Origin of the sequence: Chryseobacterium aurantiacum, assembly GCF_003020585.1 — a bacterium.
Lineage (GTDB): Bacteria > Bacteroidota > Bacteroidia > Flavobacteriales > Weeksellaceae > Chryseobacterium > Chryseobacterium aurantiacum.
Window position 1 is genome coordinate 120,455 of record NZ_PXUE01000002.1, and the last position, 23,186, is coordinate 143,640.

At 36.1% G+C, this 23,186-nt stretch carries 24 protein-coding genes; 9 read left to right on the forward strand and 15 right to left on the reverse strand.

Annotation, left to right across the window (positions count from 1 at the left end):
• Window positions 1-79 precede the first annotated feature (79 nt).
• From C7D53_RS07000 to pdeM, 5 genes are all read left to right on the forward strand, one after another.
• Window positions 80-1,102, forward strand: coding sequence for a ligase-associated DNA damage response exonuclease (locus C7D53_RS07000; RefSeq protein WP_106915689.1), 1,023 nt, complete (start codon window positions 80-82; stop codon window positions 1,100-1,102).
• On the forward strand, window positions 1,099-2,679 hold the full coding sequence (locus C7D53_RS07005; protein ID WP_106915690.1) for an ATP-dependent DNA ligase: 1,581 nt from the start codon (window positions 1,099-1,101) through the stop codon (window positions 2,677-2,679). Before C7D53_RS07000 ends, C7D53_RS07005 begins: the two co-directional genes overlap by 4 nt.
• A gap of 1 nt (window position 2,680) precedes the next feature.
• Window positions 2,681-5,113: a ligase-associated DNA damage response DEXH box helicase gene (locus C7D53_RS07010; protein WP_106915691.1), complete on the forward strand. Its 2,433-nt coding sequence runs from the start codon at window positions 2,681-2,683 to the stop codon at window positions 5,111-5,113.
• A gap of 117 nt (window positions 5,114-5,230) precedes the next feature.
• Entirely contained in the window at window positions 5,231-5,833 is a 603-nt protein-coding gene (locus tag C7D53_RS07015) for a 2,3-bisphosphoglycerate-dependent phosphoglycerate mutase (protein ID WP_106915692.1), read from the forward strand.
• 44 nt (window positions 5,834-5,877) lie between these two features.
• Window positions 5,878-6,522, forward strand: a complete 645-nt coding sequence (gene pdeM, locus C7D53_RS07020; protein WP_162926115.1) for a ligase-associated DNA damage response endonuclease PdeM — start codon at window positions 5,878-5,880, stop codon at window positions 6,520-6,522.
• A 491-nt stretch (window positions 6,523-7,013) separates the two neighbouring features.
• Here the strand turns inward: pdeM and C7D53_RS07030 are convergent, their stop codons facing one another.
• Together C7D53_RS07030 and C7D53_RS07035 are read right to left on the reverse strand one after the other, a co-directional pair.
• Window positions 7,014-7,967 (reverse strand): nitrilase family protein, encoded by a 954-nt coding sequence (locus tag C7D53_RS07030; RefSeq protein WP_185126683.1) that lies wholly within the window; start codon window positions 7,965-7,967, stop codon window positions 7,014-7,016.
• Window positions 7,968-8,031: 64 nt separating this feature from the next.
• The gene (locus C7D53_RS07035) at window positions 8,032-8,829 is read right to left on the reverse strand and encodes a helix-turn-helix transcriptional regulator (protein ID WP_106915696.1); all 798 of its coding nucleotides are present in this window, start codon (window positions 8,827-8,829) and stop codon (window positions 8,032-8,034) included.
• 296 nt (window positions 8,830-9,125) lie between these two features.
• Between C7D53_RS07035 and C7D53_RS07040 the strand changes: the two genes are divergently transcribed.
• A complete protein-coding gene (locus tag C7D53_RS07040) occupies window positions 9,126-9,632 on the forward strand; it encodes a pyridoxamine 5'-phosphate oxidase family protein (protein WP_106915697.1) in 507 nt (168 codons plus the stop codon).
• 112 nt (window positions 9,633-9,744) lie between these two features.
• Here the strand turns inward: C7D53_RS07040 and C7D53_RS07045 are convergent, their stop codons facing one another.
• The 3 genes from C7D53_RS07045 to C7D53_RS07055 form a co-directional block, all read right to left on the reverse strand.
• Entirely contained in the window at window positions 9,745-9,978 is a 234-nt protein-coding gene (locus tag C7D53_RS07045) for a thioredoxin domain-containing protein (RefSeq protein WP_106915698.1), read from the reverse strand.
• 9 nt (window positions 9,979-9,987) lie between these two features.
• Window positions 9,988-10,872 (reverse strand): dihydrodipicolinate synthase family protein, encoded by an 885-nt coding sequence (locus C7D53_RS07050; protein WP_106915699.1) that lies wholly within the window; start codon window positions 10,870-10,872, stop codon window positions 9,988-9,990.
• A 141-nt stretch (window positions 10,873-11,013) separates the two neighbouring features.
• Complete coding sequence (locus C7D53_RS07055; RefSeq protein WP_106915700.1) at window positions 11,014-11,469, reverse strand: cupin domain-containing protein; 456 nt, start codon at window positions 11,467-11,469, stop codon at window positions 11,014-11,016.
• 100 nt (window positions 11,470-11,569) lie between these two features.
• Between C7D53_RS07055 and pdxR the strand changes: the two genes are divergently transcribed.
• Window positions 11,570-13,003: a MocR-like pyridoxine biosynthesis transcription factor PdxR gene (pdxR, locus tag C7D53_RS07060; RefSeq protein WP_106915701.1), complete on the forward strand. Its 1,434-nt coding sequence runs from the start codon at window positions 11,570-11,572 to the stop codon at window positions 13,001-13,003.
• An 863-nt stretch (window positions 13,004-13,866) separates the two neighbouring features.
• Here the strand turns inward: pdxR and C7D53_RS07070 are convergent.
• Window positions 13,867-15,003 (reverse strand): Atu1372/SO_1960 family protein, encoded by a 1,137-nt coding sequence (locus C7D53_RS07070; RefSeq protein ID WP_106915703.1) that lies wholly within the window; start codon window positions 15,001-15,003, stop codon window positions 13,867-13,869.
• An 84-nt stretch (window positions 15,004-15,087) separates the two neighbouring features.
• Here C7D53_RS07070 and C7D53_RS07075 point away from each other — a divergent pair, with 84 nt between their 5' ends.
• Complete coding sequence (locus C7D53_RS07075) at window positions 15,088-15,876, forward strand: AraC family transcriptional regulator (RefSeq protein ID WP_185126684.1); 789 nt, start codon at window positions 15,088-15,090, stop codon at window positions 15,874-15,876.
• Window positions 15,877-15,997: 121 nt separating this feature from the next.
• Here the strand turns inward: C7D53_RS07075 and C7D53_RS07080 are convergent, their stop codons facing one another.
• The 5 genes from C7D53_RS07080 to C7D53_RS07100 form a co-directional block, all read right to left on the reverse strand.
• Window positions 15,998-16,498 (reverse strand): CinA family protein, encoded by a 501-nt coding sequence (locus C7D53_RS07080; RefSeq protein ID WP_106915705.1) that lies wholly within the window; start codon window positions 16,496-16,498, stop codon window positions 15,998-16,000.
• A 246-nt stretch (window positions 16,499-16,744) separates the two neighbouring features.
• Window positions 16,745-17,125 (reverse strand): hypothetical protein, encoded by a 381-nt coding sequence (locus C7D53_RS07085; RefSeq protein ID WP_106915706.1) that lies wholly within the window; start codon window positions 17,123-17,125, stop codon window positions 16,745-16,747.
• A 15-nt stretch (window positions 17,126-17,140) separates the two neighbouring features.
• The gene (locus C7D53_RS07090) at window positions 17,141-17,443 is read right to left on the reverse strand and encodes a hypothetical protein (protein WP_162926116.1); all 303 of its coding nucleotides are present in this window, start codon (window positions 17,441-17,443) and stop codon (window positions 17,141-17,143) included.
• Between the two features lie 211 nt (window positions 17,444-17,654).
• Window positions 17,655-18,269, reverse strand: a complete 615-nt coding sequence (locus C7D53_RS07095) for a Crp/Fnr family transcriptional regulator (protein ID WP_228422234.1) — start codon at window positions 18,267-18,269, stop codon at window positions 17,655-17,657.
• Window positions 18,270-18,764: 495 nt separating this feature from the next.
• Window positions 18,765-19,649, reverse strand: a complete 885-nt coding sequence (locus tag C7D53_RS07100) for a DMT family transporter (RefSeq protein WP_106915709.1) — start codon at window positions 19,647-19,649, stop codon at window positions 18,765-18,767.
• A 97-nt stretch (window positions 19,650-19,746) separates the two neighbouring features.
• Between C7D53_RS07100 and C7D53_RS07105 the strand changes: the two genes are divergently transcribed.
• A complete protein-coding gene (locus C7D53_RS07105; RefSeq protein ID WP_106915710.1) occupies window positions 19,747-21,159 on the forward strand; it encodes an aminotransferase-like domain-containing protein in 1,413 nt (470 codons plus the stop codon).
• Between the two features lie 3 nt (window positions 21,160-21,162).
• Here C7D53_RS07105 and C7D53_RS07110 read toward each other — a convergent pair whose 3' ends face one another.
• Genes C7D53_RS07110 through C7D53_RS07125 form a run of 4 tightly spaced genes read right to left on the reverse strand, consistent with a single transcriptional unit; the run spans window position 21,163 to window position 23,124 of the window.
• The gene (locus tag C7D53_RS07110; RefSeq protein ID WP_106915711.1) at window positions 21,163-21,759 is read right to left on the reverse strand and encodes a Crp/Fnr family transcriptional regulator; all 597 of its coding nucleotides are present in this window, start codon (window positions 21,757-21,759) and stop codon (window positions 21,163-21,165) included.
• Window positions 21,759-22,136, reverse strand: a complete 378-nt coding sequence (gene ytxJ / locus C7D53_RS07115) for a bacillithiol system redox-active protein YtxJ (RefSeq protein WP_106915712.1) — start codon at window positions 22,134-22,136, stop codon at window positions 21,759-21,761. The genes C7D53_RS07110 and ytxJ overlap by 1 nt, the downstream gene beginning before the upstream one ends.
• On the reverse strand, window positions 22,133-22,594 hold the full coding sequence (locus C7D53_RS07120) for a DUF1569 domain-containing protein (RefSeq protein ID WP_228422236.1): 462 nt from the start codon (window positions 22,592-22,594) through the stop codon (window positions 22,133-22,135). Before C7D53_RS07120 ends, ytxJ begins: the two co-directional genes overlap by 4 nt.
• A complete protein-coding gene (locus C7D53_RS07125) occupies window positions 22,588-23,124 on the reverse strand; it encodes a YfiT family bacillithiol transferase (protein WP_106915713.1) in 537 nt (178 codons plus the stop codon). Before C7D53_RS07125 ends, C7D53_RS07120 begins: the two co-directional genes overlap by 7 nt.
• Window positions 23,125-23,186: the final 62 nt, after the last annotated feature.

Below are 23,186 nucleotides of genomic sequence, written 5' to 3' on the forward strand. Positions count from 1 at the left end.
CCAAAAGAATAATAAAATCGGCAGTTTATTGTAAATTGGTTAAGTTTTTGAAGCTTATCTTATAAAAACAGCCACACCATTGAAGCTAATCACATTTACCAAAAAAGGAATTTACTGTCCGCAGGGAAAGTTCTACATAGATCCCTGGCGACCTGTTGATATGGCCGTCATTACTCATGGACATGCCGACCATGCCCGATGGGGAATGAAAAAATACCTCTGTCATCATTTTACAAAGCCCATTCTTCATCAAAGGATTGGAAGTGATATTGAATGCCAGAGTCTGGCATATGGAGAGGTAATTACCATTAACGGAGTAAAAGTTTCCCTTCATCCTGCTGGCCATATTATTGGTTCTGCACAGATTCGGCTGGAATATAAAGGGTATGTTACAGTGGTTTCCGGTGATTATAAGATTCAGGATGATGGATTGAGTACACCTTTTGAATTAGTAAAATGCAATGAATTTGTTACCGAAAGTACCTTTGGATTGCCTATTTACAACTGGCTGGAAGTTCCGGATTTAAACCAAAAACTTCAAAATTGGGTACTAAAAAATAAAGAAAATAATAAAACCTCAGTGTTTATCGGTTATTCTCTGGGAAAAGCCCAACGAGTTATGACAGCTGTAGAAGGACTGGGGAAAATATATGTGCATTACTCCATAGGAAAGCTGAATGAAGCTTTTGAATCTGTAGGAATTGATCTTCCCGATTATACCATCGCTGATTTCAGAGAACGTCCCAAAGAAATGGAACATGAAATTGTAATTGTTCCACCGGCTTTACTGGATAGTAATATTATTAAAAAAATTCCGGATCCGGCCACCGCCATATGTTCGGGCTGGATGCAGGTACGTGGAGCCAGAAGATGGAGAAGCGCAGATGCAGGATTTGCAATGAGTGATCATGCAGACTGGAAAGGATTGCTACAAACGGTAAAAGCTACCGAAGCAGAGATTATTCATGTTACCCATGGGCAGACAGAAGTTTTTTCAAAATATCTGAATGAAATTGGTATTCGTGCAGATGTGGTGGAAACCCTTTATGGTGAAGACGAAGAAGAATCTGAAAAGGAAACCATTGAAAACCCGGAACCATGAAACATTTTGCAGACCTTATCAACGCCTTGGAAACAACCAATAAGACCAATGCTAAAATTGATGCCATTATTGACTATCTGGAACGAACTCCTGATGATGACAAAGTCTGGTTTATTGCCTTGTTTACAGGAAAAAGACCCAAAAGAAATGTCAATACCAATTATATGAAAGAATGGGCATTGGATATCACAGGACTTCCACTATGGCTTTTTCAGGAAAGCTATTCTTCCGTTGGAGATCTTGGTGAAACACTTTCTTTAATTTTGCCCCCTCCTCAACAAAAAATAGAAAAAAGCCTGTCAGAATGGATGAATGATATTGTTAATCTAAAAGATAAAACAGAGACAGAAAAGAAAGAATTTGTATTGAGTTCATGGAACGGCTTAGATTACACGGAACGATTGATTTTCAATAAATTAATTGGCGGAAGCTTTCGGATTGGAGTTTCTGATAAAACTTTGATAAATGCCCTGACAAAATTTTCCGGTCAGGAACCCAGTGCGCTGATGCACAGCCTCATGGGTAAATGGAACCCTAATGATGTTTCTTTCAGAGAACTGATTGATGCTGAAAATATAAACCCCGACAATTCAAAACCATATCCTTTTTGTCTTGCCTATCCTTTAGAAAAAGAGCTTGAAGCCCTTGGTAAGCCTGATGAATGGCTCATAGAATATAAATGGGATGGAATTCGGGGCCAGATTATCCGTAGAAACGATGAAGTTTTTATTTGGTCAAGAGGGGAAGAACTTGTTACAGAACAATTTCCTGAGATTACTGAAGTGATAAAAGCAATGAATGGGAACTTCGTTTTAGATGGAGAAATACTTGCGGTGAAAGAGGATAAAGTTTTAAATTTTAATGAATTACAGAAAAGATTAAACAGGAAAACTTTAACTAAGAAAATGCTCTCAGAAATTCCAATACAGGTCTTTTCCTACGATTTGCTGGAACTCGAAGGCAATGATTTGAGAGAAAAGCCCATCTCTGCCAGAAGAGCAATGCTGGAAGAACTTTTACTCAATGAAAAGCCTCATAATATTAAGCTGTCTCAAAGTATCAATTTTGAAAAATGGGAAGAACTGAACCAGATCAGAGAAAACTCAAGAACTATAAACAGTGAAGGATTGATGCTGAAACAGAAAAAATCACCCTATCATTCAGGACGAAAGAAAGGTGACTGGTGGAAGTGGAAAATCAATCCTTTTACAATAGATGCCGTTCTTATTTATGCCCAAAAAGGAAGTGGCAGACGCAGTGCCTATTATACCGACTATACTTTTGCTGTAAAAAATGAAGATAAATTGGTTACTATTGCGAAAGCTTACTCCGGATTGACGGATAAGGAGATTATGGAAGTAAGCAAATTTGTAAGTAAAAATGCCATTGAAAAATTTGGACCGGTACGAACTGTAAAAGCTGAACTTGTCTTTGAAATTGCATTTGAAGGAATTGGGTTTAGCAATCGTCACAAAAGCGGTGTTGCCCTTCGGTTTCCAAGAATTGTAAGGTGGCGGAAAGATAAGACAGTAGACGAAATTGACACTCTTGAGGAGATCAAAAAATTAATACAATAACGTGGTTGCTTTTGAACATACCAATGGATTTAAAATCATTCAACAATGGATGGTTGATAAAGGCATATCTCCTTTTAAATTTCAAATAGATACCTGGCGCAGATTCGGAAACGGATATAGTGGTATGGTGGTAGCTCCCACAGGGTTTGGGAAAACTTTTTCAGTTTTTTTAGCATTGGTTTCAGACTTTCTGAATCATCCTGAAAATTATAAAAAAGGGTTGAAAATGATTTGGATAAGTCCTCTTCGTTCTTTATCCAAGGATATTGCAAAAGCCATGCAGGAAGCCATTGATGAAATTGGTCTGGACTGGGCCGTAGGAGTGAGAAATGGAGATACAGATCCCAAGGTAAGACAACAGCAGGTAAAGAAAATGCCCGAAATTCTGGTAGTAACACCGGAAAGTTTACATTTACTCCTTGCTCAGAAAAATAATGAAACCTTCTTTCGTGATATGAAATGTATGGTTGTAGATGAATGGCATGAATTGTTAGGTTCAAAGCGCGGTGTAATGGTAGAACTGGGAATTTCACAGCTTAAAGCCTATGCCCCTGATATGAAAATATGGGGTGTTACAGCAACAATCGGCAATCTGGATGAAGCCATGGAGGTACTGATTCCTTATGATATTAAAAAGACTCAAATTACCGCCACGGAGCGTAAGAAAATAGATATTATTCCCGTCTTTCCGGACGAAATTGAAATATTGCCATGGGCAGGACATCTGGGCAACAAACTGGCCGATAAAGTAGTCCCCATTATTCTCAATTCAAAATCTACCATTGTTTTTACCAATACCCGAAGCCAAAGTGAAATGTGGTATCAGCTGCTTTTGGATGCCCACCCTGATTTTGCAGGGCAGATTGCCATTCATCATAGCTCCATTGATGCTCACCTAAGAATATGGATTGAAGAAAACCTGAGCTCAGGAAAATTAAAAGCTGTTGTTTCCACCTCGTCGTTAGATTTAGGAATAGATTTTAAACCTGTTGATACCGTCATTCAGATTGGCTCTGCAAAAGGAGTAGCCAGATTTCTTCAGCGGGCCGGCCGTAGCGGGCACTCCCCCTTTGAAACTTCCAAAATTTATTGCGTACCCACCCATTCTCTGGAGTTAATTGAAGTTTCTGCTCTAAAGGAAGCCGTAAAACAGAAAGTAGTTGAGCCAAGGGAACCTCAGGTCTTATGCTTTGATGTTTTGGTTCAGTTCTTAATGACCTTAGCGGTAGGAAACGGTTTTTATCCTGATGAAGTATACAAAAGAATCAAAAAGGTATATGCTTTTCAGGAAATGACAGATGAAGAATGGAAAAGCATTCTTGAGTTTCTGACCATCGGAGGAAGTGTTCTGAAAAATTATGAAGAATTTCATAAAATTGTGATTTTGGACGATGGTTTATACAAGGTAACATCACGGAAAATAGCAATGCTCCACCGAATGAATATGGGAGTAATTGTAAGTGATGCCATGCTAAAGGTTAAATTTATTTCCGGCGGATATGTTGGAATGATTGAAGAATATTTTATTTCAAAACTCAAAAAAGAAGAAAAATTTATTTTAGCAGGACGTACGCTGGAAGTTGCAATGATCAAGGATATGACCGTCTATGTAAGAGCTGCAAAAGGAAAAGCACTCGTGCCAAGTTATTTGGGCGGGCGGCTGCCTTTGAGCTCTGACCTGGGCCATTTTTTAAGAGAAAAGCTTTCACATGCCCTAAATCCGAAAGCTTCAGAGAAAGAATTAAAATTCCTACACCCGCTATTGATCAATCAGGAAAAAAACTCCCACATTCCCAAAGAAGATGAATTCCTGATTGAAATGATTAAAAACCGTGAAGGATATCATTTGTTTATGTACCCCTTTGAAGGGCGTCTGGTGCATGAGGTAATGGCTGCATTAATAGCCTACAGAATTTCAAAATTGGCCCCTATTTCCTTTTCTATGGCAATGAATGACTATGGATTTGAATTATTCAGCGATAAGGAAATTCCTTTAAATGAAGAAAACATGCATCGGATTTTAAGCAGAGACCAGCTCATGACAGATATGATAGCCAGTATTAATTCAGCAGAAATGGCAAGAAGAAAATTTCGGGATATAGCAGTGATTTCGGGAATGGTGATTCAAAATTATGCAGGAAAGCAACGTTCCAATAAATCCTTGCAAAGCTCGGCCGGACTGATTTTTAAAGTGCTGGAAGACTATGATTCCAATCATTTTCTGATCAGGCAGGCCTATACGGAGGTCTTTAATATTCAGCTTCAGGAACAACGCCTGGTAGAAGCGTTTAAAAGAGTTGAAAAGTCTAAAATCATTTTAAAACATTCCCATTCTTTTACTCCATTAAGTTTTCCTATAAAGGTAGACAGCCTCAGACAGACCCTTTCCAGTGAAGGGCTTGATGCAAGAATTAAAAGAATGCTGAAACTTTAATGAATCAATATTTTATGCTTAAATACCTGAAAAGTTTCATGTCTTTTGTACATCATAACTTTTGATAAATTCGTAACTTAGAGTATATTCTCCGAAGAGTAAAATAAAATTAAAATCATGGCAAAATTGTTCTTAGTCCGCCACGGACAGTCACTCTGGAATCTTGAGAACAGATTTACAGGGTGGCAGGATATTGATATAACAGAAACCGGAATTGAAGAAGCAAAAAATGCAGGAATAGCCTTAAGGAAAGAAAAAATAGATATTGCTTTTACCTCCGTACTCATCAGAGCAAAGCATACTCTTTCCATTATCCTTGACGAAATAGGAAACCCCAATATTCCTATCATTATGGATAAAGCACTAAATGAGCGTTCTTATGGAGATCTTGAAGGACTTAACAAAGCAGAAACAGCACAGAAATACGGTGATGAGCAGGTTCATAGCTGGCGCAGGTCCTATGATGTTGTTCCACCAGGAGGAGAAAGCCTTAAGGATACCTATAACAGGGTTATTCCCTATTTTGAAAATGAGATTTCACCTTTGCTAAAGAAGGGAGAAAATGTATTGATTGTAGCCCATGGAAACAGTCTCCGTGCCTTGATTATGTATCTTGAGCACTTATCTCCCGACGAAATTTTAGAACGAGAAATTGCAACAGGTATTCCTATAACCTATATTTTTGATGAAAACTTTCATGTAAGCAGAAGAGAAAACTGATTTTTTACAAAAAGTACAAGATCCTGAATTTATAATTTTTCATCGTGTTTATTGTTACAAAAGATATTTCTATTCAAAACGAGTTTTTTACTTTAACCAACCAGCGGGCTGTATTTTGGGAAAAGGAAAAAGCATTGATACTTTCTGATCTTCACATCGGGAAGACTGCTCATTTCCGTAAAAACGGGATAGCACTAGCCAATCACATTATGAAAAGTGATTTGGGAAGGCTTTCCGCATTAATTGAATACTTTCAGCCCGAAAAATTTATTGTTGTCGGAGATCTGCTTCATGCAGGTGAAAACTCTGATGTAGACGAATTTTGTATATGGAGAAGCCAATACCCCGATCTTCATTTTTATCTTATTGAAGGAAATCATGACCGAATTTCAGAACAGCTAGAGAGAAAACTTTGCCTGAACTTTAAGGAATCTTTACTGGAAATTGATGGCTTTACCTTTATTCATGATTTTGATAAAACAAAAGCAGGCTTCCAGGTGACCGGACATATTCATCCGGGAATTGTTTTAAATTCTTCAGTAAAAAGGATCAGACTACCCTGTTTTGCCCTTAGTGAAAACCAGTTGTTACTACCTGCATTCAGCGAATTTACAGGACTTGATACGAAAAATCTTCCCAAGAAAAGTAAATTTTTTGTTTTTACAGATGCAGAGATCTATGAAATTTAAAATGAACAGAAAACTCGTAAAAATATAATAAACAAGATTTTTAAAATTCTCGCAGATTTTGCAGATGACGCAGATAATTTAATCACATTAATCTGCTCAATCCGCTCAATCTGCGAGAAGTAAATAATTTTATCCTCAAAGAATACCCAACCTTTAATTTTATCGGAGATAAAATCCTTGCGCCTTACATACAACATAAAGTATCAAAAACTCCTGCGCCTTTGCGAAACCAACTTATTTCATTACTACTATTTTAAGACCCTAGCCAATCTGATATTTTGAACGAGCAGAAATACAAAAAATCTCGCAGATTTTGCAGATGACGCAGATAATTTAATCACATTAATCTGCTCAATCCGCTCAATCTGCGAGAAGTAAATAATTTTATTCTCAAAGAATACCCAACCTTTAATTTTATCGGAGATAAAATCCTTGCGCCTTACAACATAAAGTATCAAAAACTCCTGCGCCTTTGCGAAACCAACTTCCCACTAGTTATTTTTATCATCCAACCAGACCACTTTCTGTTCCGGAAAATGTTCCTCCCCAATAATTTTGCTGTATAAATCAGGTCTGCGTGCCTTAATATACCTATACCCTCCCGCTTCTACTAGTTTTTCAGGAGTGACAACAGCCGTTTCAAAACTGTCTTGAAATGAATGACATTCCGCAATAACATCTCCAAAAGGATCAATAATCATGGAGCAGCCATTCTTAAGCTGATCATCATCCATCCCGATAGGATTTGAAAAAACGATATAGGCTCCATTATCATACGCTCTTGATGGGAGCCATTTCATTAGCCAGTCTCTTCCTTTCATCCCATTAAATTCTAATCGTAAAGAAGTAGGATCAACTTCTCTGTTTTCCCAAAGTTCAGGATCTACAAAGCCTGCTCCCGGCCTTGTAGAAGGAGTACACATGGTAACATGAGGCATGAAGATAATATCAGCACCCAAAAGCTTGGTAGCCCTTACATTTTCAATAATATTGTTGTCATAGCAGATAAGGATTCCGCACTTCCATCCCAAAATATCAAAGACACAATATTCATTTCCGGGAGTTAGATTTGGATTGATGAAGGGGTGTAATTTTCTGTACTTCGCTTTCAGTCCGGTTTTATCTACACATACGTAGGCTTTAAACAGGTTGTCTTGCTCATCCTTTTCAAAAAGGCCAGCCAGGATTGTAATATTATGTTGGGTAGCAATTTGTTGTAACTTTTTTATACTTTCTCCATCAGGAATGATTTCTGCAATATCAAGAAGCTGTTCCTTTGAAAGTTTTCTTGCAAAAGTATATCCAGTAATTGAACATTCATGGAAAGCAATTACGTCTGAACCTTGTAAAGCTGCCTTTGCAGAAAGCTTTTCTATAACGGAAAGATTATATTCTTTATCTCCGCTTTTGTTCTCAAATTGTGCTGTTGAAATTTTAATATTCATTATTTTTTTTCAGCAAAACTAGATCATAGCATTGTTGAAAAATTGTATAAAACCGACATGATGGTTATAGCTCAATGAAATTAACAGCCATTTTGTTTTCTGTTTTTAGATACTGTTTAGGAGTAAGTCCAATGTTATTTTTGAACTCCCTGATCATATGAGACTGGTCAGAATATCCCGCATGATAAGAAAGAGCAGTCATATTTTTCACTTCTATTCCTTTATTCATAAGGCTTAAAGAATAATGGAGCCTGATGATCGTGCTGTATTTCTTTGGAGTCATTCCCATATAGCTTTCAAATTTCCTCTCAAGATGGCGCTCAGAATATCCTGAAAATATTTCCAAATCTTTTGATGAGGAAGAGCCTTTATTTTGAAGAATATATTGCTGTACAGCTGTTATAAAATGAAAATCCGAACCTATTTCACCTGATAAAAAATTGGTAAAAAACATATTCAGACTACGAATAACCGACAATGGATTTACCTTGTTAAAAAGAGCTTCCTGATAAGGTTGTAATTTATTTTTCAGCACATCTTCCACCGAGATTATCTGATTCCGAATCTCTTTTGCAGAAATTTTCAGAAGAATATTCAAGAAATAAGGTTGAAAAACTACTGCAATCAAAGAAAATGTTCCTTTTGAGTAAAAATCCTTGTAGCTATTTAACCCTCCATAAAAAAAAGAAAGTGGCATACATTCTTCTGAAAGATGAGAATACAGATTCATATTACCGGAAAGAATAAGCCCGGTGCTTCCGTCTGTGAACAACCTTACATTTTTTATATCATTTTTAGAATTTTCTAAAAAAATATAATGCCTGATGAAAGGAGCCAGATGTTTTGGTGGTGAAATCTGCATCCATCAAATGTACAGAAAACTTATCATTATAAATATCAATTATACTTTAAAATCTTTTACATATCAAACTGAAAGCGTTGATTGTTGAGGAAAAAACTGCCGTAATTTATCTGCGCATCACATACAAATACCCTTATCTATTTCCTTTTTTCTAACCAATATCCATCAGGAATTTAAAAAGAATAAAATCCTGGTACCACATTTTATTCTCTTTTGGTCAGGTATTTGAATAGTTTATACCCATTATTCATCATTCTGTTGAATATATTACTACCAATCACTTAAAATATTATAGTATGTCAACACAAAATCTTACCCACCTCGAAGCGATTAAAAAGATCAAAGAACTGTCAGAAAAAGCCCGAATATGCATGTTCTGTACAGAATTGGACACAACCCCTGTCAATTCCAGACCAATGACGCTGCAGGAAACAGATGACAGTGGAAATCTCTGGTTTATCAGCAGCGGAACCAGCAATAAGAATTTTGAAATAAAAGAAGACCGCAGAGTCCAGTTATTTTTTATGAATAACGGTGATGCCCAATACCTTTCTGTATATGGTGAAGCTTCAGTTTATAAGGACAAAGCTACCATAGAAAAAAAATGGTCTCCTTTGGCTAAAGCCTGGTTTGATGGAAAAGATGATCCCAATGTTACCATTATCCGTGTAGAACCTAAAGAAACCTATTATTGGGATACGAAAGCCGGAAAACTAGTCAGCCTGTTTAGTTTTGTTGCCTCAGCAATAACAGGGCATAAAACCAATAATTCCGACGGTGTAGAGGGAAATGCAATAATTTAGAAGTTCAAAATAAACAATAAATACTTTCGCAGATTGTGAAAGATATGCATAATCTGCGAGAAATAAAAAAACGGCTCAATTTCTTGAGCCGTTTATACAAGATTAATAAGGATTAATTTTTCACATCGTCCATAGATGCTCCAAAATTAATGTGAAGAACATTCCCATTAGGAGTTACCAAAGCAGGTACAGATTTTACACCAGCCCTTTCAGCTTCCTCAATTTTGTTTCTGTCATTTCCTAAATGGATAATTTCAACATTTTCCAAACCTATAAGGTTAACGATGTCATGTTCTGCGCTGATACATACAGGACATCCTGCATGATAAAAAATGGATTTTTTCATAAGATTGTATTAATTAGTAAGGGTTTTAATAATATTTTTTAACTCTTCGGTTTCTTTTTCATGTAAAGGCTTTAAAGGACTTCTCAAATTCCCGCCGTCTTCCCCCAGAATGTTAAGGCCTGATTTAACTGCTCTTGGCAACCCTTTATTGACAATGAATTTTAAAAGGTCAAACTGTTGATAGAAAATCGTTTTTGCTTTTTCAAGGTCACCTTCCACTACTGCATTATAAAGGCCAATATTAAGTTCAGGGATAAGATTAGGTGCAGCTGTACACCATCCTCTTGCCCCCGCAGAAAATGCCGCTAGGGCTAAAGGGTTAGAGCCATTATAGAATGCTACCTCTTCTCCCAACTCTCTTCTCAGATAATGCATCCTTTGAATATCTCCCGTACTTTCTTTGATCATGGTTACATTAGGAATTTCAAGCAGTCTTTTTAGCAAAGCCGGAGACATGTCTACCCCGCTTGTTGCCGGATTATTGTAAGCCATAATCGGAATGGAAATTTTGTCGGCTACCGCATCATAGTGTGCTACAATTTCGTCATCGGTAAGCTTCCAGTAACTCATCGGAATGATCATCACCGCATCTGCTCCCGCTTTCTCAGCAAACTGAGCATGATGAATTGTTTTCTCCGTTGTAAGATTGGAAACTCCAACAAGCGTTGGGATTCTTCCCTTCACCTGCTGTAAGGTGGCTTCTGTAACTTCCTCTTTTTCTTCATCAGATAAATAGGGCATCACCCCTGTACTTCCCAATGGGGCAATTCCATGATTTCCTGAGGTGATCAACCTTTCTACCAAATGCTTGAAAAGAGGAATATCTACTTTCTCATTTTCATCAAAAGGTGTAATAGGATATGCTATAATCCCTTTAAATGGTACGTTTTTCATAAATTCTTTTATTTAAAATAAAATTTGTTTGTCTTAAAATGCTTTAAATGAACCATTAAGAGGATATTAAGGAGAACTTAGTTTAATATGAATGAAAAACTGATTAAGTCCAAACTCCTAATATCCCTTAACAGCTGAAAATTAAAGATCTCTTCCCTCTTCTTCCCTTAATGCAACTCCCAGGTTCTGAAGCTGAGGCGCATTCTCACAGGCAATATATTTGGCTGGTTCTGTGTTACTAAGGTTTTGATGCTTATGCCAAGCCCATGATGGGATATAAACAGCATCTCCTGCTTCCCAGTGAACACGCTCATCCTCTACTTCTGTCCAGCCTTTTCCCTCAAGTACAAACAATACCGTTTCATAGGTATGGCGGTGCCTGTTTGTTTGCTGGCCAGGAAGCAATCCTCCAATCGTCATACTTACGTTTTTACTAGGAAGATCTACAAAAAATACAGGATGTTTTCTCTCCGTTGAAAACTGATTGTGCTCCCCTGCATTCTCTACATTTTTATGGATTAAATAAGGTGGTTTTACATACTTAGGTCTTGCAAATGTTTCGTGAAAGTCTTTTGAACTGAATTCTTTTTTGTCCATGATTTTAAAAATTTAATGTTCTGTGCTTTATTGCATGACAAAATTATCTTATATTTGGACTAGTTAAATGACTCAGTTTTTACATAAATAAATAGTCCAGATGCTACGACCTTGGAAATTAGAATTTGAAATCGATAAAAAACTTGATAAAGCAGTTTACTTACAAATTGCAGATACCATTATTACAGATATTCGATCAGGAAGGCTAAAAGCCGGAGATGCACTTCCGGGCAGCCGAAATATGGCAGCAATGCTGAAAATCAATAGAAATACAGTTGTAGAAGCCTATCAGGTGTTAATGAATGAAGAATGGGTAATTTCCAAGGAGAGGAAAGGGATTTTTGTATCTGATAAAATCCCCGTACTTCCTTCAAAAAATATAAACAGAGCTTCAGAAACAGAATATCAATCTATGGCTGGCAATGGCATGTTAATTAGTTTTGATGATGGTCATCCGGACAGCAAAATTGCTCCTGTTACAGAGCTGGCGAGGGCGTACCGGCAGATATTCAGCATCAAAGCAAAATGGCAGATGATGGGTTACGGAGACGAACATGGAGACATAGAATTCCGAAAAATGATATCAAAAATGCTGAATCATCAACGTGGAATGCAGATTCAGGAAAATGAAATATCCATCACCAGAGGAAGCCAAATGGGAATGTTTCTTACTGCTCAAAGTCTATTAAAATCTGGGGATTGTGTGATTGTCGAAAATCCAGGCTATCAACCTGCTTGGCAAGCTTTTGAATACACGGGTGCCACTCTATTGCCAGTGTCTGTGGATAAGGAAGGAATTGATGTTGAAACTGTCGAAAAATTTCTTGTTCAAAACAAAAATATAAAGGCAATCTACGTCACTCCTCACCGACAATATCCTACAACAGTTACATTAAGCTTATCAAGAAGATTGAAATTGATAGAACTCTCCAATAAGTACAATATTACAATTATTGAAGACGATTATGATAATGAGTTTCATTTTGGGTATCGCCCCATTTTACCCCTTTCAAGCTTTCCTGAGCTAAACAATTATGTATATATAGGAACGTTGAGTAAAGTGGTGGCTCCTGCTTTAAGAATTGGCTATTTAGCAACTAAAAATCAGGATTTATTAAAGAAAATAGGAAATTTAAGGAAGATTATTGATGTGCATGGAGATGTTATTATGGAACAGGCTGTTTTACAGCTGATCAAGGACGGAGCCGTAAAAAAGCATATTAAAAAGGCGACCGTTCATTACAAAAATAAAAGAGACTTTGTGTACAGTCTTTTAAAGAAATATATGAAAGATGTTGCCGATTTCACCTTGCCTGAAGGAGGGTTGGCATTCTGGATTTCTCCTAAAACATTGCTGGATTGGGATAGTGCTACGGCTTTATTACTGGAAAAGAATATTAAAATTATCCATCCGAAACAATATAGTCAGGATGATGTGAATGGATTCAGATTGAGCTATGGATCACTATCAGAAGATCAATTGGAGCAAAGCATTATAACTATTTCCGAAGTTTTTACTAAGCTATCTGTTTAAAATTGTGTGTGCAAAGGTTTTAATCTATTATACAATTAAATGTTATAGAAATTCTTAAAAACTCTCGCAGATTGAGCGGATTATGCAGATTGATGGCAATGAAATTATCTGTGTTATCTGCAAAATCTGCGAGAAGCTTTAAAAAACATTTGCTTAAAACTAGAATATTAAAACATAAAGAGTTAGTTACGCAAAGACGCAGGAGTTTTGATTCTTTAGGTTGTAAGGCGCAAGGATTTTATCTTTGATAAAATTAAAGGCTGTGGATTTTTTAAAGGATAAAACTTGTTATCTCTCGCAGATTGAGCGAATTCTGCAGATTAGTGCAATGAAATTATCTGCGTTATCTGCAAAATCTGCGAGAAGCTTTAAAAAACATTTGCTTAAAACTAGAATATTAAAACATAAAGAGTTAGTTACGCAAAGACGCAAAAGTTTTGATTCTTTAGGTTGTAAGGCGCAAGGATTTTATCTTTGATAAAATTAAAGGCGGTGTATTTTTTGAAGTATAAAACTTGTTATCTCTCGCAGATTGAGCGGATTATGCAGATTGATGGCAATGAAATTATCTGTGTTATCTGCAAAATCTGCGAGAAGCTTTAAAAAACATTTGCTTAAAACTAGAATATTAAAACATAAAGAGTTAGTTACGCAAAGACGCAAAAGTTTTGATTCTTTAGGTTGTAAGGCGCAAGGATTTTATCTTTGATAAAATTAAAGGCTGTGGATTTTTTAAAGGATAAAACTTGTTATCTCTCGCAGATTTTGCGGATTGTGCAGATTAATGCAATGAAATTATCTGCGTTATCTGTAAAATCTGCGAGATGCTTAAAAAAAATATTTGCTTGTAAACCTAAAAATATTTACTCTACCTCAAAAACCGCCTGAATTTCAACCGAAGAATTAACAGGAATAGATGATGCTCCAAATGTAGCTCTTGCATGTTTTCCTTTCTCCCCAAAAACTTCAACAGCCAGATCTGAAGCAATATTCATAAGATCTGCATGCTTGGTATAATCGTCCTTAGTGTTGAAAATTCCTGTAAGTTGTACACATTGTTTTACTCTTCCCAGATCTCCGCCAACAGCCTCATTAAGAACTGATAGTACATTCAGCATAGTAACTTTTGTAGCGTCCTTTACCTGCTGTTCATTTACATCTATTCCCAATTTACCGGCATTAAAGATTTTTCCATCCTTTAATGCAACTTGATTGATGAATACAAGATTTCCGGAACGTACAAACGGCTGATAGTTTCCGGCAGGCTTAGGAACCTGAGGAAGAACAATGTTTTTTTGCTTTAAAATCTCATTAAAGTTATGATGGTTCTCTACGATGGGTGTATTTTTTTTAGGACGAGAATCCTTCAGAGCCAAAGCTATCTTGGCAAAGTTTTTCCCTTGAAGTTCTGCCAAATGACGTTCTCCTTTTGTAGGTCGCTCAACATCCTTTAGAGAGGCCATGCTCGTAATACCCAATACACTATTTCCCTGTGGAATGGCTTTATTAAGTTCTTCAGTACCCCGAATTCCATTGGATACCAAAACCATTCCGTGTACTGCAAGACTGTTCCAGAAAGACTGTAGAGCAAGTTCTTTTCCGGCTCCGCTTCCTGCTGACATAAATACGGTTGCAGGAACACCTTCCAGCCCATGATTGGTCCAGATTTGTACAGTTTTTGATAAAAATTCACTCATACCGGTGCTTATATTTCCGAAATAAACCGGAGAACCAAATGCAATTCCGTCATAATTAGTAAGTTCGTCTACTGTAGCCACAGGAAGTCCTTTCAGACTCGGATTTTGTGATGCCTTCACTAATTTGATGGATGAAACAGCATTGTTTTCACTTTCAATTCCTTTGGCAATTTCTTTGGCCAATTCATAGGTTCCGCCATTATCCGAATGGATAAGTACAAGTACTTTAGCTTTATTCTGTGCCATAATGTAGGTGGTGCTTAATAGTAAAGTTAAAATAAAAAAAGAACATAGTTTTTTCATTCTGAATAGGATATAAATTAATAATACAAAATTAATATTGGCGTTTTTATTAAATTTGCCAAAAAATATATACAAAACGACAACATGAAATGTGGACTGATTGAAAAAACCGAAAGCCAGTTTGTAGATACCATAGCAAAAGAAGCTTATGTTTGGTGCGAAAAAGGCTGGAAACATGATGACTATGAGCATATTCACCACCGTGCCCAACTTACTTTTGTAGAGGATGGTTACCAGTATTTTCATATTAATCAGAAAATTTACCTTGTTCCCCAGCACCATGTTATTTGGGTTCCATCAGGAAAGGCCCATAAAATTACCTCGGAGGCAAAAACTGTCAACCTAATGGTTTTTTTATTCAAATCTGTCTTTGAGGAGGAATTTTATCAGAATGTTCAGGTCTTTGCAGCTCCTCCTGTTTTGAAAGAAATGTTATTGTATGCTTCAAAATGGAATCAATCATTGGAAAATAATGAAGAACAGGATATTTTTTTTAAGGCCATTTTAAAAAGTCTTCCCAATTTTTATAAGGAAAGCAGCGGGCTCGAAATTCCTGTTCCGGGAGATGCTCGGCTTATTCCCGTTTGTAATGACATTAACGCCAACTTTAAATATAATCTGGATATAGATTCTCTGGCCGAAAAAGCAACAATGTCGGTAAGAACCCTGCAGCGTATTTTTAAAAGTGAAACAGGAATTACCCTCCAAAAATACCTTCAACTGACAAGAATTTTAAAAAGCATTGAATTAATTGACACCCAGCAGTACACCTTGAGTGAAATTGCTTATAAAGTGGGCTATCAAAGCCTTTCTGCTTTTACAACGTCCTATTTTGCTGTTATGAAAGCTAAACCTAGGATTAATAAGAGCTAAGAAGTTTCATCATAAGACACATCAACCGTTTTTGACTCAGGAGATCCTTTTTCCAAAAATCAAATGGATAAAAAACAGTTATGTAGGACTTAATTACTTCTCTTTGTGCTCCAGAATTTTTTTATTTTAAAATTAATACCCTGTTCAGCTCACTTTTAAAACATCCCAAAATAAATTCGGTATAATAAAGCTGGGCACTAAGAGCCTGGGTTTTAGGATGCAGTTCCAGTTTTTTGGTAAGGATAATCTCTCCTTTATAGGAAAATGAGAAATAGGCAAAGGTTTTATAGGATGAACTCCTTATAGGTGTGCAGTATCCTGTGGTTGCAATAGACCAGTCGGTGTCAAAAAGTTGGGCAACATGTAATGCCATGGTCTCCGTTATTGTATCAGAAACGCAGTCACATTCTTCAGCTTCTTCACTGTTTACTTTCAATAATTTTACCTTTTGAGATAAAGTATAAGCGGTAATTCCACCATGATAAAATAAGGAAGCATTTTGCATCTGAGAAAAAGCAAGTTGTAGGCATCCAGATGTAACACTTTCTGCAATCGAAATACTTTCACCTGTAGTCATAAGGGATTGACTTATATAATCAAGAAGATTTTTTTGAAATTCCATAGTATTCTATTTTAAATGATAGGTTAAGAAATTGAGTTTAGGAATCAGAAATGGATCAAAAACACTGTATTTCAAGGGTGTGAAGGTGTTGGATTAATGGGTGAGCATTTCTCTCCATTTCGAGATTCCAAACAATGATATCAATACATTGATCTCTAGGATGACTTTCATCCCCAATAATAATTCTTGGGCCTTCATGGTTACTTGATTTTAAAAACCTTCAAACAAAAGAAAGGAGTGTTCCCGTTATTTTATATTGTCCTTTTCCAACATATGAAGAAGCTTTTGAATGTCCTCTTCCTCTTTCATTACTTTATAATAAGCCGTTTTGGCATATAACGAAAAATAGGGAGAATCCACTCTTATCTCCGTATCCATATCAGAGGTGTCTACAATATTTTGAGTATGAAATTCCCGTATATGAAGTATATATTCTTTTATATAATTATCTATAACGTTTTTAAGAATCTCACATTTTGCATTATTTTTAATCTTTTCCAAGGACTTGATCAGAAAAGCAGTAACCCCATAGGAATTGATAATGACCGGAAATAAAGACTCATTCTCCATTGCATTACTCTTATCGTTCAATCCGGAATTTTGTAAAGTATCGTTTTCAAAAACCATATATTTAAAAAGGTATTAGTTATTAGATGTTTTTAAATACTGTTCAAAATAATGCAGATCTTCTTTATCCTTAATAGAAAGATAAAACATAACCTGCTCCGGCTCTTTTATTCCTATGCTGTTAAAGCTATCGAAATGAGCAATTAATGCCTGTATATTTTCAATATCAATATCTTTCAGGATTATGAATAAAAGAAAAATGTTTTCTCTGATCTCTTTAGCATAAATTGCAGCTCCGTCTTCAAAACACGTTCCTGTATGAGCTACTTTAATAAAATCTTTGTGTCTGAGGGTTTTTATTATTTTATGACAGTCCATATATTTTGATTTCATGGTTAGATAAGCCCTATAGAAAAAACTCTATTATGAGGCGGCAACAATTAGGTATCGCAATTAAAAGAATGATTAATAAAAGCAAATGCTTTTTATGTGCCTTTTACTAAGGTCTTCAGAATTGTACAGAAAAATTACCTATCAAATCTACAACTGAATAACTCATTTTTTTATGATCTGAGTCATGTTCATGCTGTTAATATAAAATTTTTCTGTCCTTAAATGTGATAATCCCCTCCTTTTCCATTTTTTTCAAAGTTCTGATCACTGTTTCTACCCGAAGTCCCACCAAATTAGCAATCTGCTGTCTTGTAAATTGTACAGGAAAAGAATGGGCACAATCATTGTCGTGATAGCTTTTAAGATAATTGAGCAAGCCTGTTAATCTCTGGATAGGATTTTGTGAGGCAAGGCTTTGTACCATTTTAAGCTTATAAAATATTTCCTGAGAAAAACAGGCATTCATTTCTAGTGAGAGATCTGGATGTTGCCGAAGCATCTCCATAAAATTATTCCTGGAAAGCCTGACAATTTCAGAAGCCTCAAGACTTACGGCATTCATAGGATAATATTGATTCAGAAAAAGTAAAGCATCACCAAAACTCTGATTCTTCCCTAAAATATTATGAATAAACTCTTTACCATCTTCATTATAATTATTAAGTTTTATCTTCCCTTTGGTAATTTGATAATAATAAACCGCATGATCTCCTTCCTTAAAAATACTTTCTCGCTTTTTAAAGGTTTTTTCTTCTGCCCCAAAGGATCTCAGAAGGTTTTCATCAATGCTCATACAGCTTATCGTCTTCATAATTATTTAGAATTTCAATGTGGAACTCATAAAGATCAATAAGCTGTTTTTAATATAAAATTTTACAGTCTTCAATTTTTCAGCATTTTATCTCTTTCTACTTAATATGGATACAAATATTGAACCTTACGGAGTTTTTTAAAAGTTAAATAAAGTTAAACCAATGCATCTTATTTTAATTTTTTAACTAATATAATAATTTTTCACATCAATTATTAATAATTTTAAATATAATATATTAAAAAATAAACAAAACGAATTATTGATATTTCAGTTTTTTATATAGCTGACAAAACCCGCTTTTCATAAAAGACAAAACGGGTTTTTAAATCTATATTGGATCAATATTTATTGTAGCTTACTTTCTCAGTTTTAATACTAACTTATTTAAGAGAAATATTGCATGAATGATCCCTATTTGGTGTCTTTATATTTCAAAAGTATACTATTATTCATTGTTTTTTTATGATCGAGGTCACCATTTTTTATTTTTGGTTATTTAGCAAACTTCTTAGTGCCCGCAACGCACAGAATAACACCAATTGTTACCCCAAGCATTCCTATGCTTACCTGCTCATGAAGAAGATATGCAGCCAGTGCAAGTCCGAAAAAAGGCTGTAACAACTGAAGTTGACCCACCGTGGTAATTCCTCCCTGAGCTAACCCTTTATACCAAAAGATAAATCCAATAAACATACTGAATAAGGAAATGTAACCAAGCCCAAACCATCCTTTAAAGCTTACAGTTTCAAGATGAGACGGAAAATAAATAAAGAATAACGGAAGCATGATGGGTAAAGATAAAACCAAGGCCCATGAGATAACCTGCCACCCGCCTAATGTTTTAGAAAGCTTTGCCCCTTCTGCATAACCCAGTCCACATAAAATTACAGCCAGAAGCATAAGGATATCTCCAATGGGAGACGCAGAAATTCCTTGGGAAAATGCATAACCAATCACCAAAAGACTGCCAATTATTGAAAATAGCCAGAATACCGGATGCGGTCTTTCTCCCCCACGAAAAACTCCAAAAATAGCCGTAGCCAAAGGCAGCATCCCCAAAAATACAATAGAATGCGCAGAAGTAAGGTACTGCAACGCCAATGAAGAAAGCAAAGGAAAACCAATAACACACCCTATCGCCACCAATACTAAAGAAAATATCTGGTTTTTGGCAGGACGCTTTTCTTTGTAAATTAATAAAACAGAAAGCGCCAATACTCCCGCTATTACCGCACGGGCTATAGTCACAAAGATAGGGTCCATCTCCATCACGGCAAGCTTGGTGGCGGGCATTGAGCCACTAAAAAGCAACACCCCTATGAAACCATTGATCCAGCCACTTACAGCCTGGTCTTTTGAAATTGTATCTGTCATCATTTTAATAAGTCTTTAATTATTGGGGTCAAAATTAGAGAGGATAATTTGATAAACACAGTATCAGTTTTGTATATTTGCATGAGCACAGTTTAAAAAAATGAGCAAAGAATTTTTATATACAGAAATAGCAGACGGCATTGCTGCACAGATCAAAAATGGTGTCTTAAAGGCTGGAGACAAGCTTCCGTCAGTAAGAATGCTTTGTAGTGAGCATCAGGTAAGCATGAATACAGCAAAGCGTGTTTTTCTTGAGCTTGAATCGCAGTCTCTTGTAGAATCAAAGCCACAATCCGGTTACTTTGTGAGCCAATTATTATCTTTAAAACTTCCATTATCCGCAGTAAGCCGACCATCTCTAATGGCAAACAATGACGAACCGGATGAACTTATCAGTAAAGTGTATGAAAATATGGGAAAGAAGGATATTACTTTTTTTTCCATCGGGATTCCGTCCGGAGATCTTTTGCCACAAGCCAAACTGAAGAAAGAAATCGTACATGCCATAAGAGAATTAAAAGATGGAGGAACAGAATATGAGGAACTTCAGGGAAACCTGAAACTAAGAAGAATGATTGCCGTACGCTCCTTGCAATGGGGAGGAAACCTTAATGAAAATGATCTGATTACAACCAACGGCGGCATGAATGCGCTGTCTTTCTGTCTCATGGCACTTGGAAAGCCGGGAGACACCATTGCCATTGAAAGTCCATGTTATCCGGGAATCTTGCAGTTGGCGAATGGATTAGGATTAAAAGTGCTGGAAATTCCTACCCATCCTACTACCGGAATAGAAATAGATGCATTAAAGAAATTACTGCCAAAGATTGATCTGTGCCTCTTGATTCCGAATTTTAATTCCCCCTTGGGAAGCTGTATGCCTGACGAGAATAAGAAAGAAATTGTGAAAATTCTGTCGGAAAATAATATTCCTCTGATTGAAGATGATGTGTATGGTGATCTTTACTTTGGAACCACCCGTCCTAAGTGCTGTAAATCCTTTGATAAAGATGGAAATGTCTTGTACTGCAGTTCTATTTCAAAAACATTGGCTCCAGGATATCGTGTAGGCTGGATTGCCCCCGGAAAATATAAGGATAAAATACTGAAGCTTAAACTTTTGCACTCTACATCCTCTATTTCTATTGTAAATGAAGCAGTAGCCAATTTTTTAAAATCCGGAAGGTATGAAAAGCACCTTCAACAGCTTCGAAAAACTCTGCAAAGTAACTATCAAAACTATGTGCAAACCATTGCTGAATATTTTCCTGAAGGAACAAAAACAAGCCGTCCGCAGGGAGGATTATCTCTATGGGTAGAATTTGATAAAAAAATACGAACTACCGAACTCTATGATTTAGCAATCAAACAGAATATAAGTATTGCTCCCGGAAGAATGTTTACCTTTCAGGAGCAGTTTGAAAACTGTATGAGGCTTTGTATCGGACTTCCGTGGTCAGAAGAAACACAGGCAAAGCTCAGACAGGTAGGAAATCTTGCCAAAAGGATTTGATCCCTATTTGTTATCCGGAATGAAATTTTTCCTTGCCAATTCCTTTCTTACACGGCTTAAACTCTCAGGAGTAATGCCTAGATAGGAAGCAATCATCCATTGAGGAACCCTAAGAAGCAAATCAGGATACATTTTAATGAATTTCATATACCTTTCTTCAGCAGTTTCGCCCAAGAGAGAATTGATTCTGTTCTGAAGGCTTCTGATATGTTTCTGAAGAAGGAAATCACTTCTCTCAATACTGTTTGGAAATTGCTCTACCAGCTTATTGAAGAAATCAGGATGCAGAAACAATATTTCCGAATCTTCTACAGCTTCAATATAATAGTTGGATTTTTCATTAAAATAAAGACTGCTTCGGTCAGAAATAAGCCAGCTTTCAGGAGCAAATTGTATAATGTGCTCTTTACCATTTTTATCAATGGAATACATCTTTAAAAGACCTTTTTCTACAAAGAATATATGCCTGCATATTTCGCCATACTGAAGAAGAAACTGATTTTTAGGAATTTTCTTTACTTCATAGTGCAGACTGCATGTGTTCACGTTTTGAAGGGGAACATTTAAGACTTTGGCTAAATAATTATTAATATTCTTCATTATACAATCTGGCTTAAAGAAATGTCTTCGTGCGAAGCGCTGGTGACGGGCTTTCCGTTCTCTATAACGATTATCTGAGGGCTTTCATGCCTTATCCCAAGATCTGCAGCAATTTTATTTGAAATAGCTCTGTGAGCCAATAAGTCCAAATAATACAGTTCTATTTCCTGATCAGAATTTTCAACCTCTTTTTCAAAGTTTTTCAAAACGGTTCTACTGATAAAGCAGCTCGTTGAATGCTTGAAAATAGCTATTTTATGTTGGTGAGAGTGTTCAATGGCCTGTGCCAGATCTTCTTCAGTTTCTATCTTTTTCCAGAAAGATTTTTGATCAGGTGTTTCACTTTTTCCACCGAATATTTTATCAAAAAAACTCATACATTAAATTGTTTTAAATGATGATTAAGATGCTTATATTCTAAAAATTCCCAGTCTTTTTCAGTCATATTTCCGAATAATCTGTGGCTATCCGGCAGCTTTTTGTTTTCACAGGCTGCCCGAAATTCCTCCAGTGTTTTCAGTAGATTGGTTTTTGATTCATCAAAATCACACTCAAAATTAACGATTAGTTTTTGAAAAGTAGGCATGTTTCTGGGAATTCCGTTATTGAAAACATACATTTCCATTTTAGTAACGATTCCTATCGCCTTGTAGAAAATACCAATGGGAGGCAACTCAATTTTTCTCAAAGCAACCTGAAGAACTAGGTCACAATGTTTTAGCATCTGACTCACATTCATTTCTCCCCATTTTGCAGGAGTATTTTCAGATAATTTGGAAATTCTTTCAATAATTTCCTCAAAGTATATGGGATGATTAAGAGTCTTTTTTACCAACCTTTTTCTTTCTTCAGATTTTCAATATGCGCAAAATGATGATCACAATGCCAAACATACATCGCAAGGCTTTCTCTCAGATCATAACTTTTATTATGCTCGGGATGGCGAAATGTTCTCTCAAATTGTTTATTGGTAAGACTCTTAAGAAGTACTGTCCATCGCTGGTGAGTCCCTTTTAACATTCTCATGGCAGGTTTTACAGGCATATGAAAACTGTCCTGAAGCTCTGCCCATTTAGCTTCATCGTATGGCTTTATTGTTGGATTATCTTCCGTTAATGCAAGCTTAAAACGAATAAAACTGTTCATATGACTGTCTGAAAGATGATTCACAAGCTGCCTTACCGTCCATCCTCCCTCTCTGTAAGGGGTATCCAGCTGTTCATCTGTAAAATGTTCAATAAGATTCTTCAATCTTCCTGGAAAGTCCTTTATCACTTTGATGTAGGTATCCAGAGTAGTGTCACAGATGTTTTCCGGAACCATAAACTCTCCTATTGGGAATTTCTTTTTTTCTAGATCATTCATTTATTAATGTTTTAATTTTTATATTATCGATTTCTCTGATAAATTGGGGTATGGACATATTT